The following is a 12,356-nucleotide window of genomic DNA, read 5'->3' as shown; positions in this document are numbered from 1 at the left end:
TCGCTGTGGGGGAAGAAACGAAATAGCCCCGGAATGTATCGCCTGGGGAAAGACGAGCATGAAGACCGGGGCTAATCGTCGGAGTGGGGGGACTCCGAGACACAACGCTACCGGAGCCTTGATCGCTTGCAATCAGGCGCGCCCGGCGAGCTGAGCCAGCTCCTTGACGAGTCAGAATGCTGCTCGCCCTCTGGTCTCCAAGTCGTCAGCGCGCGCGGGCGGATCCGCCGCGTCCGCCCACCCTTGCAGAGCGACGTTCTTGCTTGTGAGTCTTGTGAGTCTTGTGAGTTTAGGCCGCACCGACAGTCATGCCCGTTGCGCGCAGGCATGAACCTCTCCGCCCTTAGATGTCACACGCCCAACGCGCGGCACCGTCGTCCGTTCAACTTGCGATTCGCCGCAGAGAAGAAACCGCGCTAATGCGCGGTATCAAGTGCTTTATCAGCGTTAGTGTATAAAATAATGGGTGTTAGGGAGAAAATCTAGTGGTCGAGAAACGAACAGCACCCATCCCGGTCCGGCGTGCTCTCCGTGAACTTGGCACGGACGTTCAGACGTGGCGCAAACTTCTTGGGTTGACTGCTGCGCAGGTCGCGGACCGCGCCGGCATGAGCCGGGCCACCCTCCACAAGCTTGAATCGGGGCAGGGAGGCGTCAGCCTCGAGACGGCGCTGCGTGTCTTCCGGGAACTGGGAATTATGGACACGGTGGTTGAGAGCGCCGATCCTTATCGCAGCGACATCGGTCGGCTTCGTTCCGAGGAAGTTCTCCCGCAGCGTGTGCGTCAGAGCCTGCCGAAGAAACAGGCCGATGTCTGACGCGGAAGTCTGGGTGCAAATAGACGGTGTCGACGTCCGCGCCGGCACGGTCTACGCGCCCGATATCGCTGCCACGGCCACCGGGGCGGCGCGGTGCCATTTGCGACTCGGACATCAGAACCAACTCCCTATTACGTATCTATCGGTAACGTAACAGAGCTGGTCAAGATACGCAACTACGCGTTACGGAACTACGCGTGATGATTGACTCAGGGGAGCGGCCTCTGAAGAACGATCTGGCTACTTGGGCTCGATCCCGTGGAGTTCGGGGATTCCAGAATGCAGAATGTATTGCCGTCCGGATCGGCGAGCACAACCCATGACTGCTCCCCTTGCACGATATCCGCTCCATGCCTTCTTCACCACCAGCACCCTCGACACCGTCACAGCAGACAAAACCCACCGCGCCCACGCGGTGATCGAGCTCGTCAATTCCGTCCAAAAAAGCAGCGTTCTGGCTCACCTTCCCACGGGCGTGTTCACCGCCAACGCCGCCTGTCTGGTCCTCGCCGTCATGGCCTTTAGCCTCACCCGCGCCGTCGCGACCATGGCGGGGAACGGTCTCGCCCGAGCGACCACGGCGACGATCCGCCGGAAACTCGTCAGCGTCCCCGCGCGCATTTCACCCTCCGCGCGACGCATCACCCTGCACCTGCCCGAGCACGGGCCCTGGGAGAAACCCTGGACAGCCCTATTGGACCAGAACTTCAGACCGAGACAACCCGCCCCACCTGACCCACCAGCCGACATTCGCATCAACAGGAGCACCAGCGGAACATCCGGGCCGCGAGACCCGGACCGGTGGATCGAGGCTTAGCGCGGACCCCGTAGGCCAGCGCGAGGCTCAGGCACACCTTGCGGCACCCGTCGCACGCGATCAGGAATGCATGCCCCCGGTCTGCCGTCGCCGCGAGGGCCTAGGCAGGCTGAAGGCCCCAGCCACCCGGCCAGACCGTGCGGTACCGGTCGGCCACCGGACGGATCTACGGCACCCGTGGGCCGTGACCCGACGGCGACTTCGCCTCGAGAGCGGCGATCATGGCGTCGATAGCAAAGTTGAACACGTCGGCCAGCCCGTCCGAGAGTGCTCCCGCTGCGGCGGCCTGAGCAAGTAGGGGGAACCCCTCGGGTGGGAGCCCGGCAAGGGGTTTGCCCGCGGTTGCCTCTGCCTGCTCGACTGAGGCACTCGACGCCTGCGCGATTCCGGCGGCCAGCAGTCCGATCGCGTCGATGGTGGCGATCGCGTCGCCCAGTTGCGCCCCGGCGTCAGTCATGATCCGCAGCGCCTTCTCGACCACGCGGAGCGAACCGGCCCCGCGCAGCGAGCGCTCGGCGATCAGAGGTGCTGCGTTCGGGTGGGCCATCAGCGTGGCCAGGTAAGAGACCGCGAGCGCGCGCAGGCGGTCCTGCCAGGGGAGCGAGGCGTCGACGGCGTCGGTGTCGATCTCGGACATGACGGCCTCGACGACCTCGTCGAGCAGGGTTCCCTTGTTCGGGATATGTCGGTACGCGGCCATCGGGTCGACGCGAAGCTCTGATCCCAGCCTCCGCATGGACAGAGCGTGCAGCCCGTCGTCGTCGACGATGCGCAAGGCCGCAGACGTGAGCATCTCGCGCGTCAGTCCCTGTGCCGCCATGGATCCTCCTCGCAGAACGCCGCGGACCCGTGGTCGGATCGACCGTCGAGTCTACTGCGTAGACTACTATTGTCTACAGCGTAGACATCAGTAGCCAGCTCCAGCTGGGCGGGCTGCGGGAAGGGAGCGAAATGATGGTTGATGTCGACGGCAGCGGTTGGGCCGCTTGGAGGTTCGCGCGAAGGGTTCGGCGTGTCATGGTGACCGCGGTTTCAGGCTTGATGTTTTCAGTGCTCGTTCTTGTCGGGATCTTGCTGTGGTGGAGCCCTGGACGACCCAGGCCATTCCTGGATGCCGACGGGAGCGTGCTGCCGGGGAGCATCTCGGAGAAGTTCCACGTCAACATCGACGGTGTCGAGCAGGGCATGTTCATCAAGGGCGAGGACTCGAGCAACCCTGTGCTGCTTTACCTCCATGGGGGCATGCCCGACTACTTCCTCACCCAGGACTACCCCACGGGTTTGGACGAGTACTTCACCGTGGTCTGGTGGGAGCAGCGCGGTTCAGGTCTCTCCTACAGCTCCGTGGTCTCACCGGAGAGCGTCAACCCGGAACAGCTCGTGGCGGACACGTTGTCGGTGACGAACTACCTCCGCGAGCGTTTCGGACACCAGAAGATCTACCTCATGGGCCATTCGGGCGGAACTTTCATCGGAATCCAGGCCGCCGCGCAAGCCCCCGAGCTGTACCACGCGTACATTGGCGTGGCCCAGATGTCGGACCAGCTCGAGTCCGAAAAGCTCGCGTCCGCCTACATGCTCCAACAGCTCAAGGATGACGGCGACGCGAAGATGGTGCGGATGCTCGAAGAAGCACCTATCAGCGACTCGGTCCCGCTGCCGGAGTCCTACCTCTCGGTTCGCGACTCGGCCATGCACCGCCTCGGCATCGGCACCACCCACAAGATGAGGTCAATTGTTTCTGGTCTGCTGCTGCCGTCTTTCCAGAACCGGGAGTACACGCTCGGCGAGAAGATCAATACGTGGCGGGGCAAGATCTTCTCCGGTGACCAGTTGTGGAACACCCTGCTCTCGACGGATCTGACCAAGAAAGTCACCCGGCTTGAGATCCCCGTGTATTTCCTTCATGGCGTTTACGACTACACGGTCTCCTACCCCTTGGCCAAGTCGTACTTCGAGCAACTTGATGCACCGTTGAAGGGCTTCTACACGTTCACCAGATCCGCGCACAGCCCCTTGTTCGAGGAACCGAGGAAGATGCGCGAGATCATGCAGTCCGATATCCTGACGGGCTCAACCGGATTGGCTGACCCGACGTAGCGACCTTGGCCGGCTCGCGCCGGACGCCCCTCGAACTCGAGCGGCCGGGTCGATCCGCCCGGTCGGCGACCGATTGGCGCAGCAGTGGACCGGGGCGCGGTGGGAGGAGCCCACGCGAATCGATTGATCGACGGGGGGCGAACATCGCCAGCCGCTGTCAGGCGGCTCACTTGACCAAGACCGGCACGTAGTTGCGTACTCGTCCGTCGAGCTTGGCGTGCTCGTCGCGCACGGCCGATTGCACCACCGTTGCCGGGACGTCGGGAAACCGGGAAAACCGGGCGGACAACCGCACGGTTACTTGGACGACGGCCTGGCTTTCATCGAACTTGGACATGGGTGTCGTCGTCCTCGCCCCGACCGCGCGGTGCAGCCCGTTTGATGGTGCCGCCGGACGCACGTTGCTGTCGGAACGGGACTTCCGGGACTGGGCCGCGATCGACGGCTAAGCCGAGACGATTGCCCGCGTCGGGTCCACCACGCCCTGAGTTCCGCCCTCTCGCAAAATAGCTCCTCAACGTGAGCGCACGTGGGACCACGCTGCGCGATCCGAAAACGGCTGGCACTTCGGGGGTGAAGGGGTCAGCGGAGCAGAAATGGTGGGGTTACTCCAGGGCGAGGACTCCGTCTTGGTGCCCATAGGCGCGCCAAGCGGCGCCTTTTTCTGTCGCGCGTGCAGGTGCGGTCACCAGGCCCGACGCCCGCGCCACGATGAGCAACGCGCGCGGTATTTCACCGTGAGCGCACAGCGCCCCCGGTGCCGTCGGGTTCGCCAGGATCCAGTCGAGCAACTCGTCGACCGCACCATCCTTGGCGGGCAGCGCATGTTCACCCACCATCAGGCCCCGTCCGGCCGCCAACGGCTCGACGGTCTGTCGGCAGCGCACCGCCGGGCTCGCCCGCACCACCGAGATCTCGTCGTCGGTGAGGGAGCGGACCAGGGATTCGGCCTGAGCGACACCGCGCGCGGTGAGCGGGCGCAAGATGTCGTCCGGTCCCAGTTCGCCGTCAAACGAGGGCTTGGAGCGATCCCCGACAGTGCCTGGACAGCGATTGAATACACCAACGCGATCTATGACGAAGGCACCAAAACGTGGATCAGTAACACTGAAGTCGCAGAGGTCCCGTTCACCGCGTTCACATCCCGCAAGAAGAGCGAGCAGATCACCGGGCGCCTCGTGGTTCGGCCCATCCCGGAACTGAACAAGAAAAACGTCGACCAGCCAACCCTGTTTGACACGCACCGGTTCCATGCCTTCTTCACCACCAGCACCCTCGACACCGTCACAGCAGACAAAACCCACCGCGCCCACGCGGTGATCGAGCTCGTCAATTCCGTCCAAAAAAGCAGCGTTCTGGCTCACCTTCCCTCGGGCGTGTTCACCGCCAACGCCGCCTGTCTGGTCCTCGCCGTCATGGCCTTTAGCCTCACCCGCGCCGTCGCGACCATGGCGGGGAACGGTCTCGCCCGAGCGGCGACGGCGACGATCCGCCGGAAACTCGTCAGCGTCCCCGCGCGCATTTCACCCTCCGCGCGACGCATCACCCTGCACCTGCCCGAGCACTGGCTCTGGGAGAAACCCTGGACAGCCCTATTGGACCAGAACTTCAGAGCGAGACAACCCGCCCCACCTAACTCACCAGCCGACATTCGCATCAACAGGAGCACCAGTGGAACACCCGGGCCGCGAGACCCAGTCCGCACCAGCCGACATTCGCATCAACAGGAGCACCAGTGGAACACCCGGGCCGCGAGACCCAGTCCGCACCAGCGGCTGAAACACCAAAGCCCCACCAAACCAAAATTAAGATTTGCTCAGCGGCCTTCCGGTGAATTCAGGCTTACACACCGCCGAAGGCCTTTTTTCAGACATGCGCGAGCTGTAAGCACTCAACAATCAGGGTGGATTTTTGTGATGAGTTGGACGTCAACGGGAGGTCTGCGCTCGGACGACGTCATTCATGAATGCTGCAAACCGCCCGGGCTCGTCCAGATGTGGGGTGTGCCCTGAGCCCCCGAAGGTCACGACCTGCTTGCTCGGCGCCGCCAATACAGCGAACCATTCGCGGGCCAGGACCGCACGCCCGGGTGCCTCGTGTGCTCCCTCGACTAGAAACACGGGCACCTCAAGTTGGGGTACGTCTCGCCGAAAGTCGATTGTTTGAAGCTGAGGATACATCGTGGCAAATGTGTTGATGAGGGCGCCCATCCCACGAGCCTGTTCGATGAGCGTGTACTCCGCGACAAACAGGCTGGTTGGGTACGCCGTCTTCGGGTCGTAGTCGGATCCACGGGGGTAGGTCTGCCCGTCCGGATTTGAAGAGAGCGCCACGGGGTAGGCGAGCATGTCGGTGTAAGGCGGGGTCCGATGGCAGCCAGTTGGTCGCCGAAAGCGCCGTCCCCGACCCGTTGCGCGTAGGCGACGGACTCTGCGTACATAAGCTTGTCCGTCGCTTGGAGGTCGACCATCTGCCCTGTGCCGACGTACGCGGCGAATAAGTCGGGGCGCTGCTGGGCCGCGAGCACTCCCAGGACCGTCCCCCACGAGCTCCCCACGAGGTAAATCCTCGGTTGGTTGAAACGGTCGCGCAGGTACTCGCTCACCTCGATCGCGTCATGCACGGCCTGATCGACGGTTAGGGTTGCGACAGGCTCAAAAGCGGCCGCGGACTTTCCGGCGCCGCGCTGGTCCCACGTGGCAACGACGAAGTTCTTCTCAAGCCCTTGCCCTGCAATCCGCATGGAGCCCACCGCCGTGCCCCCGGGGCCGCCCTCCAGGAAGAGTAGGACGGGCGCGCGGTAGTCGTGCCCTCGCAGCATGATCGCCTGATCGTGCCCGCCAATCGGGACACTCACCAGCTCGGAGATGCTGCCTTCTAAGGGTTCTCCGTCCACGCCGGTGATCGCCTCGGTGCTCGCCGGTCGCGCGAGGCCGACGACGAGGAGGACGACGACTAGGTGTAACTCCCAGAGACCTTGTGAACGCGGTTGATGGGTGGGGTGTTTCCGATGCCGCTGTGGGGTCTGTGGTGATTGTAGTCATGGACCCACTGCTGGTAGGTGGCAGCGCGGGCTTCGTCTGATGTGTAAGCAGCGGCGTATGCCCATTCGGCTTCCAGGGTGCGGTTGAAGCGCTCGACTTTGCCGTTCGTTTGCGGCCGGTAGGGGCGAGTGAATTTGTGCTTGATTCCCGGGCCGAGCGCGGCTTGGAAAGTGCCCGAGCGGTAGCAGGGACCGTTGTCGGTGATCACTCGCAGGACGGTGATGCCGTGGCTGGCGAAGAACGCGTTGGCCCGCTGCCAGAACCCGGCGGCGGTCTCTTTCTTCTCGTCGAGAAGGATCTCGGAGTAGGCGAGCCGTGAGTGGTCGTCGACGGCGTGATGGATGAACGCGTAGCCCCGGCCGCCCTGGTGACCTCTGTGCTTGCGGCCAACGGCTCGGCCGAGAGTTCGGTGCCCACCGCCGTCGGGGATGCGTCCCTGCTTCTTGATATCGACGTGAACGAGGTCGCCCGGGTTCGGGTGCTCGTAGCGGATCGGTTTCGGTTTCCTCACGGGCAGCCCGGTGACCCGGTCGATGTTGGCCAGGCGCGGCATCTGGAAGCGACGGAGCACATTCTCGACCGTTGACCGGTTCAAGTGCAGGTGAAACGCGATTCGATGAGGTCCCCATCGTCTCGTGAATCGAAGTGCCACGATCCGTCGTTCGATGCGCATGGGGGTGCGGTTGGGCGAGGTCAGCGGGCGTGACGACAGGTCGCGCATGCCGGCCTCACCAGCGGCCCGATACCGGTCAGCCCACTTCTTCGCTGTCGCCGGTGAGCAGCTCATACTTTTCGCGGCCCTACGAAGGTTCCAGCCATGGACAACGACGCGGCGGGCAAGCAGCAATCGGCCTTTCGGGGACAACAAAGCGTTAGCGTGGGACACGAGGGCCTCCTAGAAATCGAGTGAGTGTGGTTACCCACTTCGATGCCGGAGGTCCTCGCCCTTTTAACTCAAGCCACGTCGTTCACAACGTCCGTGGGAGTTACAGCTAGTCGTTTGCGCGACCTCAGCGACCGGAGCGTGCGTGAGCAGATCGTCGCCGAAGCACGCACAGAAGCGGTCTTGACTCTTGCCCGTAATCGTCGCGCTGCTGCTCGTGCGGCAGAGGCCTGCTAGGGCTATCGCTTCGCGCGACGCTCCCACTCTTCCACCAGTTTCGCGGCATGCTCAACGAGCGGCCGTGCAGCATCTTGTCGGACAACGGCTGTTACGTACTGATAGCTGCTTTTGTCGGACAGCAACGCGTTGAGATGCTTGCGCGGTGACGTGTCCGGTTGCGTCGCTTCGAAGAGAAGGGCTAACGCATCGCTGTGGTTTCCGCTGCGGGAGCACTCGCTAAGGACGGTGTCGCAGATGACGTCTGAGGCCGCGATGCCCGCGTTCACCGCGTTCACCGCGTTCGAGCCCGCCACTTTCCAGGAGAACACGTTGTCGTCTGCGACATACATCTTCGCTACCTCAAGGAACCTCCGTGCGTCCGGGAGCCGAGCCTCGATCCCGGACCGGTCGATATTCTGGCGCTTGGGAGCCTGGCGTGCCATTACTGCTGCTGGAGTACGGTTCGAATTTCGCCGGTCTGGAGCATTGCTTGCGGGAGCAGTGCCTTCGGAAGCAGTGCTTTCGGGAGTGCGCCGACCAGGACTTCGCTGTCGTGGAGCCACAGGTCGACGAGCGCGTCACCGCGTCCTGCGGATTCTGTGAGGCCGCCCATGGTGATCTCGATTACTTGTGCTGGGTTCCCAGTCCAGAGCTCGACGCTGCGCCCCAACTCAGAGACGAAGTCCTCACGGAGACTCGCCGGTATTTCGTCCGGGTACACGACCAGAAGGTCGATGTCGGAGTCGGCCGTGGCCTCTCCTCGTTCGACCGATCCATAGAGGACGACCGCAGTGCCGGCCGGGGCCGTATTCGCAGCGAGATCGCGGATGCGCTGACGGAGCGCAGTCAATGCAGTGATCGCCGTCTCGACGGTTGACCAGAGCAGGTGCGCCCGATTCACCCGGTAGAGCGTCTCCGCCTGTCGGGACGTCGCCAGCACGAGCCCGACCCGAGCCAGACGCGCCAAGGCCCCCTGGACGCCTCTGATGCTCACTGTTCCGCCGAGGAAACGTTCGATCTGGCGACCGTTCACCGACGCCGACCCGCGCGCAAGAACAGTGAGCACTGCGCCCTCGGTTCGACCGAAGACACTGACAAGTGGCATCCCGAGATCCATCGAATCCTCCTAGTGAGCTGTGAACCTGATACCTCCATGATACACACGATACCGAAATGGCTCAGATGTTCAGGTTGCTTACGCGCTCAGTCACAACGCTTCCGTCACGCCGTCCGTTTTCGCGATTTTCCGGTACGCCTTCACCCACTGGGGGTCGCCGAAATCTCGGCCAGCGTCTGGGTGAAGCGCGGCGAGAAGGTCGACTATGAGATCATCCGTGAAGGCGAGGTGCAGATGCTGATCGAGGGCAGGAAGTTGGAACGCGCCGTCGGGAACCGAGCGTGCGGGAATTCGTGGTCATCCTTGTTCGAACGGTCAGCATCTGCCGAAGCGCAAATCCCGATCTCAGGGCCGCAGTGTAGCTTCTAGAGTCCCACTCGAGTTCGGAGTGACTCCCGCGTACATCAGTTTTATTCTCATCGGGTGGTGATGCTTCTTCCGATATTGGGGATGAAACGTCCGACTCGTGCGGTGTATGCCGCGTAGGCCTGTCCATGTGTGGCTAGCAGGTACGGTTCCTCAACGGCCCGGACTTGAAGTTGGACCGCGGTCACAAGGCACAGCACTGCGGTGATGGTCAGCGGTGTAGGTGCTAAAGCAGAAAGGCCAGCCAGGGCTGTGGACATCGCGGTGAACATGGGGTTGCGTACGTAGCCGAAGAGACCGTCGGTCACCAGGTCGGTGCGTTCGCTGCGGTTGACGCCGATGCGCCAAGACGCGCCCATCCCGCTTTGAGCGGCCAACACCCCCAGGAAGCCGACGACGCTGACTACCAGGCCCGCCCATCGCACCCAAGCCCAAATGCCCGACGCAGGGGGCACGATGCCGACGACGGCCAGGATCAGTCCAACAGCCGCGAGCACGAGCGCCGCGACGAACAGCAGTCCGCCCCACCAACCCGCTGACCCTGCTATGCCGGAGAACCCGCTGTAACCGCTGGAGCCGGTGCGACGCCGGTGAACCCAAGTGCGCACCCCGAACGTCGCTACGACACCTATGGCGAAGAGCGTCAGGGCGAGAGCCGCGGCTACGTCAGCGCTCATCGCTATCCTCGATCCTGGTCCGCGAGGATTTGGGACAACAGCTGGCGAGGGTCAGGTTGAGCGGCGGCACGGTGCGGGGGGTGAGCGGCGCGACTCATCGAAGGCTCCTCGGTCTTCGGCATGCCGGATATCGAGACTTGATTGCGTTAGTTGACATGTAATCATCATCGCATGCTTCGGCGGCTGCCGATATCATCGGGATATGCCGATACCGCCAACGGAAGGCCAACAGGCCGCCGTCTCCCTACTTCACTCTCTAGCCGAGCCCACCCGGCTGCGCATTGTCCAGCGACTTCAACGCGGAGAATGCCGTGTGCGAGACCTGGTGGATGAGCTGGGGCTGGCGCAGTCCACGATCTCCGAGCACGTCGCGTGCCTTCGTGATTGCGGACTGGTCACTGGTCGAGCGGAGGGTCGCCAACTCTTCTACTCACTCTCGCACCCGGAGCTGACGCACCTGCTGGAAGCGGTCGAGGTGTTGCTTCAGGCGACCGGATTTAAAGTCGACCTCTGCTCTACCTACGGCTCGGAGGCACTCGCCTAGTGTCGATCCGCAGCGAACAAGAAACACAGTCGCCCACTCAGCAAGGATTGGCTGGCCCAGTTCACAGTCGCCTATAACGTCATTGAGGGCGCGGTCGCGATCACGGCGGGCATCACCGCCGGACTCGTATCTGTCATCGGATTCGGAATCGACTCCGGCATCGAATCGATCGCCGCCATTCTGGTCGGCCGCCGACTGGCTGCCCGTTTGCGACACGGCGATGCGGATGAGCGCAAGGAACGCATTACTCTCAAATTGGTCGCAGTGACGTTCTTCATACTTGCCGCGTATGTCACTTTCGAGGGGATCCGCAGCCTTCTGGGTGGCGAACGACCGGGGACCTCGCCATTGATTGAGTATTCGAGTCTCTGAGCCCCACCCGATCGTGCGGTTGAGCCCCACTGGTCGTGCGGAAGAGCACCAGTGGTGGTGTGGCTCAGCACCACTGGTGCTCCCCGTCGCGGATTACGCGGTTGCGGGGGCGGTTTGTTCCCTCATGTTGTAGGTGCCGGTGTCGACCCAGGTGGTGTAGTGGATGATGCGGTCCATGATGGCGTCGGCGTGGACGCCGGCGCCGAGGCGTTGGTGCCAGCCCTTCTGTTGATGCTGGGTGCAGAACACTGTTGATCTCTCGCCGTAGCGGCGCTCCATCAGCTCCAGCAGCATTGTCCGCATTGATTCCGTCGGCTTATCGAGCAGCCACTCGTCGATGACCAGCAGCTAAGCATCGAAGTATTTGCCCTTGACCGGGCCGGCGAGTTTCGTAATATCCCAGCTGAAGACCTGGCACGGGCCCGTGGCGATCAATTCGGGGATCGCCCGCGCCGGGTGGCGTGCCAGGCGGCGGCGGTCCTTGACCTGCTTGTTCTCGTTCAACATTCGATACATCGTTGAGATTGACGCCAAATATATGCCCTCGTCGAGCAGCTGCGCGTAGATCTGGATCGGCGGCAAATCCACGAACCGGGCCGAGTTCACCACCGCCAGGATGCGGGCCCGCTCGAGGACATCGAGCCGGTTCGCCGGCACCACCACCTGCCGGGCGGCCCGGGTGCGTGGCGTCCGGGTCGCGGTCGCCCGCGGCAACCCGACCAGGCTGGCGGCCGTCCGGGTCGGAACGCCGTGGCTGGTGAGGTTGCGGTAGGTGGTCATCACGGTTTCGTGTGCGGTGTTTCGTCCCGCGAGCTCTTCGAAAGATTTTCGAGTACCTCGTGCATTTTTGACATGATCTCCAACGCCATCCCCGTCGCTTCCAACCTCCGTTCCGTCAACTCAAGTTGGCGGCGAAGCCGGGCGATCTCGGCCTGCTCGGGCGTGAGCCGGCCGATCTTCTCCCCGGGTTTCTTGCCCTGCAGCATCCCGGCATCGCGTAGTTTTCGCCACTCCGTGATCTGGGAGGAATAGATGCCCTGCTCCCGCAAATACGCGCCGCCCCCGTTGCGGGAGATGGCGTCCTCGTAGGCGGCGAGGTGGTCAAGTTTCTGCTTCGGCGTGAACGAACGCCGAGGCGTGGGACTGCCCGCGCGGGGGCCGGGACTGCTGTTGTTCATGGGACTATCGTCGCGCACGGCGATCAACGATGGGCTGGACATGGTGGGACTTCCTGATTCTCGCCCTACGTCAAACGGCGGACTTGCTCCGAGCTACTGGCCTCAACTCACCCTGACACGTAGGGATGCGACCAAGTTTCTTCACGTCAACGTGCACCAGCTCGCCTGGGGTTTTCTTCTCGTGCCGAATCGGTTTGGGTTTGCGCACCGGCAGGCCCGTG

The 12,356-nt window shown here is 63.1% G+C and carries 14 protein-coding genes and 4 pseudogenes; 5 read left to right on the top strand and 13 right to left on the bottom strand.

The genetic code is table 11. The annotated features are described in order from the left end of the window. The first annotated feature begins 485 nt into the window (after nucleotides 1–485). Nucleotides 486–818, top strand: a complete 333-nt coding sequence (locus E3T23_RS13765; protein WP_134371045.1) for a helix-turn-helix transcriptional regulator — start codon at nucleotides 486–488, stop codon at nucleotides 816–818. A 349-nt stretch (nucleotides 819–1,167) separates the two neighbouring features. Then, nucleotides 1,168–1,542, top strand: a pseudogene (locus E3T23_RS15480) (transposase); the annotation flags it as partial. A gap of 259 nt (nucleotides 1,543–1,801) precedes the next feature. On the opposite strand, the gene E3T23_RS13750 reads toward E3T23_RS15480, so the two are convergent. Next, entirely contained in the window at nucleotides 1,802–2,455 is a 654-nt protein-coding gene (locus E3T23_RS13750; protein ID WP_134371044.1) for a TetR/AcrR family transcriptional regulator C-terminal domain-containing protein, read from the bottom strand. Between the two features lie 305 nt (nucleotides 2,456–2,760). Here E3T23_RS13750 and E3T23_RS13745 point away from each other — a divergent pair, with 305 nt between their 5' ends. After that, nucleotides 2,761–3,735, top strand: coding sequence for an alpha/beta hydrolase (locus tag E3T23_RS13745; RefSeq protein WP_206750243.1), 975 nt, complete (start codon nucleotides 2,761–2,763; stop codon nucleotides 3,733–3,735). 166 nt (nucleotides 3,736–3,901) lie between these two features. Here the strand turns inward: E3T23_RS13745 and E3T23_RS15330 are convergent, their stop codons facing one another. Both E3T23_RS15330 and E3T23_RS15735 read right to left on the bottom strand, forming a co-directional pair. Then, a complete protein-coding gene (locus E3T23_RS15330; RefSeq protein WP_166806307.1) occupies nucleotides 3,902–4,072 on the bottom strand; it encodes a three-helix bundle dimerization domain-containing protein in 171 nt (56 codons plus the stop codon). A 268-nt stretch (nucleotides 4,073–4,340) separates the two neighbouring features. Beyond that, nucleotides 4,341–4,718: a histidine phosphatase family protein gene (locus E3T23_RS15735; protein WP_241977960.1), complete on the bottom strand. Its 378-nt coding sequence runs from the start codon at nucleotides 4,716–4,718 to the stop codon at nucleotides 4,341–4,343. A 6-nt stretch (nucleotides 4,719–4,724) separates the two neighbouring features. Between E3T23_RS15735 and E3T23_RS15730 the strand changes: the two are divergent. Beyond that, a pseudogene (locus E3T23_RS15730) lies at nucleotides 4,725–5,330 on the top strand (transposase); the annotation flags it as partial. 515 nt (nucleotides 5,331–5,845) lie between these two features. Here E3T23_RS15730 and E3T23_RS16055 read toward each other — a convergent pair. The 5 genes from E3T23_RS16055 to E3T23_RS13710 all read right to left on the bottom strand — a co-directional run bounded on the left by E3T23_RS16055 (nucleotide 5,846) and on the right by E3T23_RS13710 (nucleotide 10,041). Next, nucleotides 5,846–6,556 carry an alpha/beta hydrolase family protein gene (locus E3T23_RS16055; protein ID WP_420898331.1) on the bottom strand — a complete coding sequence of 237 codons (711 nt, stop codon included), beginning with the start codon at nucleotides 6,554–6,556 and terminating at the stop codon, nucleotides 5,846–5,848. Between the two features lie 134 nt (nucleotides 6,557–6,690). Next, the gene (locus tag E3T23_RS13725) at nucleotides 6,691–7,665 is read right to left on the bottom strand and encodes an IS481 family transposase (RefSeq protein ID WP_134371040.1); all 975 of its coding nucleotides are present in this window, start codon (nucleotides 7,663–7,665) and stop codon (nucleotides 6,691–6,693) included. A gap of 236 nt (nucleotides 7,666–7,901) precedes the next feature. Next, complete coding sequence (locus tag E3T23_RS13720) at nucleotides 7,902–8,231, bottom strand: hypothetical protein (protein ID WP_134371039.1); 330 nt, start codon at nucleotides 8,229–8,231, stop codon at nucleotides 7,902–7,904. Between the two features lie 92 nt (nucleotides 8,232–8,323). Next, on the bottom strand, nucleotides 8,324–8,986 hold the full coding sequence (locus E3T23_RS13715) for a nucleotidyltransferase domain-containing protein (RefSeq protein WP_166806305.1): 663 nt from the start codon (nucleotides 8,984–8,986) through the stop codon (nucleotides 8,324–8,326). A 428-nt stretch (nucleotides 8,987–9,414) separates the two neighbouring features. After that, nucleotides 9,415–10,041, bottom strand: coding sequence for a methyltransferase family protein (locus E3T23_RS13710; protein ID WP_134371037.1), 627 nt, complete (start codon nucleotides 10,039–10,041; stop codon nucleotides 9,415–9,417). Between the two features lie 202 nt (nucleotides 10,042–10,243). On the opposite strand from E3T23_RS13710, the gene E3T23_RS13705 reads away from it, so the two are divergent. Then, entirely contained in the window at nucleotides 10,244–10,585 is a 342-nt protein-coding gene (locus E3T23_RS13705) for an ArsR/SmtB family transcription factor (protein ID WP_134371036.1), read from the top strand. Here the strand turns inward: E3T23_RS13705 and E3T23_RS15320 are convergent. The 5 genes and pseudogenes from E3T23_RS15320 to E3T23_RS13680 form a co-directional block, all read right to left on the bottom strand. Further along, entirely contained in the window at nucleotides 10,472–10,987 is a 516-nt protein-coding gene (locus E3T23_RS15320) for a hypothetical protein (RefSeq protein WP_166806304.1), read from the bottom strand. The genes E3T23_RS13705 and E3T23_RS15320 overlap by 114 nt on opposite strands. Before the next feature lie 63 nt (nucleotides 10,988–11,050). Further along, nucleotides 11,051–11,305, bottom strand: a pseudogene (locus tag E3T23_RS13695) (ATP-binding protein); the annotation flags it as partial. Then, nucleotides 11,306–11,737 carry a hypothetical protein gene (locus tag E3T23_RS13690; RefSeq protein ID WP_134371033.1) on the bottom strand — a complete coding sequence of 144 codons (432 nt, stop codon included), beginning with the start codon at nucleotides 11,735–11,737 and terminating at the stop codon, nucleotides 11,306–11,308. Further along, nucleotides 11,737–12,177 carry a hypothetical protein gene (locus E3T23_RS13685; protein WP_134371032.1) on the bottom strand — a complete coding sequence of 147 codons (441 nt, stop codon included), beginning with the start codon at nucleotides 12,175–12,177 and terminating at the stop codon, nucleotides 11,737–11,739. Before E3T23_RS13685 ends, E3T23_RS13690 begins: the two co-directional genes overlap by 1 nt. 79 nt (nucleotides 12,178–12,256) lie before the next feature. After that, nucleotides 12,257–12,356 (bottom strand): annotated as a pseudogene (locus E3T23_RS13680) (IS481 family transposase); the annotation flags it as partial.

This window comes from Cryobacterium cheniae, assembly GCF_004403395.1.
Lineage (GTDB): Bacteria > Actinomycetota > Actinomycetes > Actinomycetales > Microbacteriaceae > Cryobacterium > Cryobacterium cheniae.
Note: the sequence above shows the minus strand (reverse complement) of the source record. Positions and strands in the feature narration are given on the sequence as shown.

Coding starts and splice junctions, on each gene's coding strand:
- E3T23_RS13750 (WP_134371044.1), bottom strand. CDS start 2,455: ATGGCGGCACAGGGACTGACGCGCGAGATGCTCACGTCTGCGGCCTTG.
- E3T23_RS15330 (WP_166806307.1), bottom strand. CDS start 4,072: ATGTCCAAGTTCGATGAAAGCCAGGCCGTCGTCCAAGTAACCGTGCGG.
- E3T23_RS16055 (WP_420898331.1), bottom strand. CDS start 6,556: ATGCTGCGAGGGCACGACTACCGCGCGCCCGTCCTACTCTTCCTGGAG.
- E3T23_RS13720 (WP_134371039.1), bottom strand. CDS start 8,231: ATGTATGTCGCAGACGACAACGTGTTCTCCTGGAAAGTGGCGGGCTCG.
- E3T23_RS13715 (WP_166806305.1), bottom strand. CDS start 8,986: ATGCCACTTGTCAGTGTCTTCGGTCGAACCGAGGGCGCAGTGCTCACT.
- E3T23_RS13710 (WP_134371037.1), bottom strand. CDS start 10,041: ATGAGCGCTGACGTAGCCGCGGCTCTCGCCCTGACGCTCTTCGCCATA.
- E3T23_RS13705 (WP_134371036.1), top strand. CDS start 10,244: ATGCCGATACCGCCAACGGAAGGCCAACAGGCCGCCGTCTCCCTACTT.
- E3T23_RS13690 (WP_134371033.1), bottom strand. CDS start 11,737: ATGACCACCTACCGCAACCTCACCAGCCACGGCGTTCCGACCCGGACG.
- E3T23_RS13685 (WP_134371032.1), bottom strand. CDS start 12,177: ATGTCCAGCCCATCGTTGATCGCCGTGCGCGACGATAGTCCCATGAAC.